Below are 4,876 nucleotides of genomic sequence, written 5' to 3'. Positions count from 1 at the left end.
GGGGATGGCGTGGGCAAGGGGAGCGCTGCCGGGGCCGCGGCGCGGTGCGGTTGGCTGCGGAGCGGGGAAGAGCCCGGACCACAACAAAACCCCTGGGCAAGATATGCTGAATATTGACGTCCGAGCAGCATAGGCACGATTCGTCAGGCATGTTCGGGTCGGTAATGCCTACCGATCCAGGAAAAGGTTTTGACTTCCGCCTGGGCACTTGAGAATCCACAGTGAGTCTTTGGCCACTGGAGGAAGAAGTCAACGGGCGCGGGACCGAATGCTGGTCCTTTTCAACTGCTCTCTCTGCGCTCATGAGCAGGCACCTTCAGTTTGGCACCGAACTCGTTGACGAACGTCTCGAAGGGATTGGGCGAAGTTGTCATTACCCGAGGCTGCATCGCTGCTGATAAACGAGGAGTGCCCCGATACCCTTGACAGCGCCAAGGCGATGATCGAGCCGCACGAGGTTTCTGAATCGTTGAAAAACAAGTACTCCAGGGTAGGAGCGGGTGCCAGTTGGTAATAGACCGGTACGGGCGTTTTGCGCGGAGTTCTCCCGCCCGTCCTTGCCTGACGGGTTCACCCGATTGCTGATGCGGGCCTCTGTACAGAAAACGTGGCAGAGAACGTGGCGACCAATGGATTGCACTCCATGATGCCGGCCATAGGCTTCGCGACCACGGATTTTTCGATACCCACAGGGCATACTCCTGGATAGAGCAATCGCGAGGAAGCTCCAACCCACGGACACGTATGCGATGGATATTTCCCGAACCGCCAGGGGACCAACATCTGGTGATGGCGCTAGTCCGGCCTCGCGTTTAGCAGCGCCGTGCGAGTTCCGTTGGCGACAAGTTCTCGGCGTACGCGTGCTTCAGCCATTTGCATGGCTTAGTCTCCCTTGAGTCATGCAGTTACTCATGCTGGGACCTGTGTTCCTTGAGTCGATACCTTCATCGTCGTGCTGGCGGCTCGAGGAGCCTCGACCTCGTATCGTGGCAACCGATGCCGGCCAGCCATTTGCGCATTGCGGTGGCGCGGACCTTGCCTCATTTTCCCTAAACGAAGCCTTCGACGATGCCCAGATGGTCGTCGATGGTCTTAGCCTGGCAGAGTATCCAGACCCGGGCGGGACCTCGGCACCCGTTCGATCAGCTGCATAACCGTGTGGCGGAAAGTGCCTGACGATTCACTGACGGAGTGAAATGACAACGCTGTTTCGTCGTAAGCTCTGTAGATTTCTTAGATGCCTCGGCCATGGCTCGTACGGAGCGGCTTCCGTGATCCGATGCGCATTGACGACTGGAATCGTCATCATTGATGGTGGAGCGCCAATGGGCATAGGTGACTTTTCATATGGCTAGTGACGAGAAAGAGATGATTGCGCCACGGTTCGCGGCCGCCTGCCGCAGCCTTTCGTCGGCGCTTACTGTCGCTCCTGGCGCTGTCAGATGTAGTGTCTGAACTATGAGCCCAAATGACCAGGAAGTCAGACCACGCATGCGACGCAATAAGAAATTGCTTGATGAGCTCACGGCGAGATTTCCTGCAGGCATGGTATCCGTTAGTGATTCCGTGCTCATGGAAAATTCGAGAGATTTCGGCCAACTGGCAGATGAGCCCATGATGCCACTCGCTGTCGTTTTTCCAACAAAAGTTGGGCAAGTTCAGGAACTAATGCAGCTGGCCAGTGAACACCGGCTCTCGGTGATCAGCCGCGGTGCTGGTACTGGCGTATCGGGCGCCGTCCATGTCACTGATGAAGCTATCATCCTGAATCTCAGCAAGATGAACAGGATCATCGAGATTCGGCCTCAGGACGAAGTCGCGGTCGTCGAGCCCGGCGTGATTAACCATCATTTGAATCTTGCCGTCTCCGAGTTCGGTCTGATGTACGCTCCGGATCCGGCAAGTTACAAGATGTCGACCATCGGTGGAAACATTGCGACGAACGCCGGGGGATTGCGTTGCGCGAAGTACGGTGTCACCCGGGAGTCGGTTCTTGGGCTAGACGTTGTCTTGGCGGACGGGAGCCTAATACATGTTGGAAAGAATACGTTCAAGGGCGTTGCCGGCTATGATCTGACAGCCTTGTTCACAGGTTCCGAAGGAACATTGGGTGTGATCGTTCGCGCGGTGCTACGGCTTCGTTATTTGCCCGTTGACGAACGAGACGTCGCATTAGTTTTCGAGGATCTTGAAGTTGCTGTCGAAGGAGTCCAAAGGATTGCCAAGGCACGTATCCAACCAGCGATTCTGGAGTTGATCGATCACTCAACGATGAAGGTCTTGGACGCACAGTATGGGACAGCTCATGCTGGCAGTGGCGGTGCAATGCTGCTCGTTCGACTAGACGGATATGGTGCAGAGCAAGAAGAAGCGGTTCTTCGTGAAACCTTCAAGAACGACTCCGTACGGCTGAGCGAGAGCGGCGATGAATCTGCAACGGCTCTCATTGAAATGCGTCGCACCAGCCGTGGAGATGCGAAAGACGATGCGTACCGTACTGGTGAAGACGTAGCCGTCCCCAAAAGTCTCATGGTTGAGTACGTTCATCGTGTGCAACAGGCCGCGAGGCAAGAACAGGTTCAGTTGAGGCTGATTTCCCACGCCGGTGACGGAAACCTGCATCCGACGTTCTACGTCGACCCCTCGGATGGGCCGAACCCGCTGGAGCGACTGGACCGCGCTGTGCAGGAGTCCGTTCGCATTGCCCTTGAAATGGGAGGCACGATTACAGGCGAGCACGGCGTCGGACTCATCAAGAAAGACTGGCTCCCCTGGGAGCAATCCAGCCAAGTTATCGAATTGCAGCAAAAGATCAAGGGGCTGCTGGATCCAATGAACATATTGAACCCGGGCAAGGCGATATAGACTGCGACAAGCGCTTCTATTACGACAGATACGTACGATGACAATCGAATCGAAGCCTCGATTATGCGATCTGAGGTAACCGGGTGTAGAGTAAAAACGTTCTTGATTACGGGATATGGCGCAGTTTGGTAGCGCGCGTCGTTCGGGACGACGAGGTCGCAGGTTCAAATCCTGTTATCCCGACCAGAACGCAAGGAGGAATCTTCGGATTCCTCCTTGTTGTTTAACTGAAGCTCACAAATGCAGGCCGAACAGGCAGCGAGTCTTAGATCACTATCGAAAAGCTACTCAGGATGTGCGATATCCAGAATTACTGTGTATAGTTATATCTCGTGCTAAGGCATCCAAAAGATCATTACCTAGGTAATTGATTCTGGCGGAGGCCAAGTCATATTGGGATATGGTGTAATTGGCAACACAACGGTTTCTGGTTCCGTCATTCTAGGTTCGAGTCCTGGTATCCCAGCGCTTCACCGGAGCAATTCGGTGAGCTGAAGGAAACTTCAGCATACGGCCCCATCGTATAGCGGCCTAGTACTCCGCCCTCTCACGGCGGCAACACGGGTTCGAATCCCGTTGGGGTCACAAATCTAAACGCGGAACTTCGGTTCCGCGTTTTTTGTTTAACCAGTTCTTCTTGTCCGTCCGCAGGAAGAGAGTTCTTGACTCCGGGCTAGAGGCCAAAATGTGGGCTATAGGTAATAAAGTGTGTCTGGCCCGGACAGGTCGCCAAGGCCAGACCCCACTATTCACAAGATTCGCCACGCTGGCTGCAGAACCAATGAGAACCGGATAAGGGCTTGGGCCTATGGTGCGTACAAAGCGGAGTAGCTATGCGTTGGGGCCCGACTAGTTTCTTGGACCCAAAGTTCATGGTCAGGCCAAGAGCTTGGGATAAGGAGCTGCGCACTTGGGCCGACAGCAATCGAAAGCAGTATGGCGACGCCCTGTGGGGCAACGAATGGTTCCACTAATTGACCGAACATCGATGGCGGCACTACAAGCCGGCCTTGTTTCCCGATGAGGTCAGACTGTATGAAAATCCGAGTGGGGTCCAGGCACGTGCGGTCAGCAAGCCATCGATTCATGGACATCTCCGCTAGCCCGCGCTTATTGGGTGACAAGTCATATGATTCTGGTCTGCGTTGAATTTGACGCCGCGAACGTCAACAGGCGGGCATTGACACTGCTCTCGTCGGACATGTCCAACACAGGGTGCAAGACATCTGCTGTATCAGTGGACCACGGATGCGACTACTAGCCAGGAACCATCCCGGATTGCTGTCGTTGGGTAAGCGGTTTGTTTTAGGAGGGAAGGTCGCCCTAGGGCTTAGTCTCACCGCGGTTACACGGAAACTTGGCAGCGTCAGATACCAAGACATCGTCGCAACGGATACCAGGAGTGAACCCATACATCGAACCGGGCAGCTATGAAACCCAATGAACTGTAGCTGGCGTCATCAGCTCATGCTGTCGACGGGATAAGGCCCATTGCCATGCTGTCCGTTCTGCCGGTGACCTCCGGCAGCATTCGGAGAGAACACCGCTTACAAGATTTCGACTGGCTGGCCCCGAGCCCGCAGTATCCAGCAAGCAGGGAACCGCGCTCTCCACAGACCGGAGCTCGTGCTGTCACGTTGGTGTGGCGCGGCAGCCTGTCCGGAGAGCAGGCGACATTGGGGAACTGCTTATCGTGCGCACCGGCCCTCTAATGCCTGTGGCGACAGTCACCCGGAAAAGTAGCCCTACGATTTGTAAGTGCCGAAAAAGGTGTGTATAGTTTTTATCTGTCGCCGAAACAAGGTTCGAGGAAATCTGAACCGAATTCGAAGCGAAAATCCCCGAGATTCAAATGATCTAAAAGATTTGTTTTGCAATTTCGGAAACTAACGCTGGACGATATCGCCTCCTGGAAAAGGGGTGGCGGAGAACCGGTAAGTGTTTGTTGTTTGAGAACTCAATAGTGTGCCAAGTTTGTTGATACCAAATTATTTTTTGTTTGGTGAATACG

At 54.6% G+C, this 4,876-nt stretch carries 1 protein-coding gene and 3 tRNA genes; all 4 read left to right on the top strand.

Features of this window, described 5'->3' with window-relative positions; translation table 11 throughout:
- The first annotated feature begins 1,458 nt into the window (after positions 1-1,458).
- The 4 genes from DFO58_RS00140 to DFO58_RS00125 all read left to right on the top strand — a co-directional run bounded on the left by DFO58_RS00140 (position 1,459) and on the right by DFO58_RS00125 (position 3,450).
- Complete coding sequence (locus tag DFO58_RS00140; RefSeq protein ID WP_286163378.1) at positions 1,459-2,865, top strand: FAD-linked oxidase C-terminal domain-containing protein; 1,407 nt, start codon at positions 1,459-1,461, stop codon at positions 2,863-2,865.
- 109 nt (positions 2,866-2,974) lie between these two features.
- Positions 2,975-3,051 (top strand) — tRNA-Pro (locus tag DFO58_RS00135).
- Between the two features lie 208 nt (positions 3,052-3,259).
- Positions 3,260-3,331: transfer RNA gene (locus DFO58_RS00130), tRNA-Gln, on the top strand.
- Between the two features lie 46 nt (positions 3,332-3,377).
- Positions 3,378-3,450: transfer RNA gene (locus DFO58_RS00125), tRNA-Glu, on the top strand.
- Positions 3,451-4,876 lie beyond the last annotated feature (1,426 nt).

The sequence above is a fragment of the Arthrobacter sp. AG1021 genome (genome assembly GCF_003633665.1).
GTDB lineage: Bacteria > Actinomycetota > Actinomycetes > Actinomycetales > Micrococcaceae > Glutamicibacter > Glutamicibacter soli.
Note: the sequence above shows the minus strand (reverse complement) of the source record. Positions and strands in the feature narration are given on the sequence as shown.

What these genes read in the sequence shown, in the direction of transcription:
- DFO58_RS00140 (WP_286163378.1), top strand. Translation starts at nt 1,459, where the DNA reads ATGAGCCCAAATGACCAGGAAGTCAGACCACGCATGCGACGCAATAAG.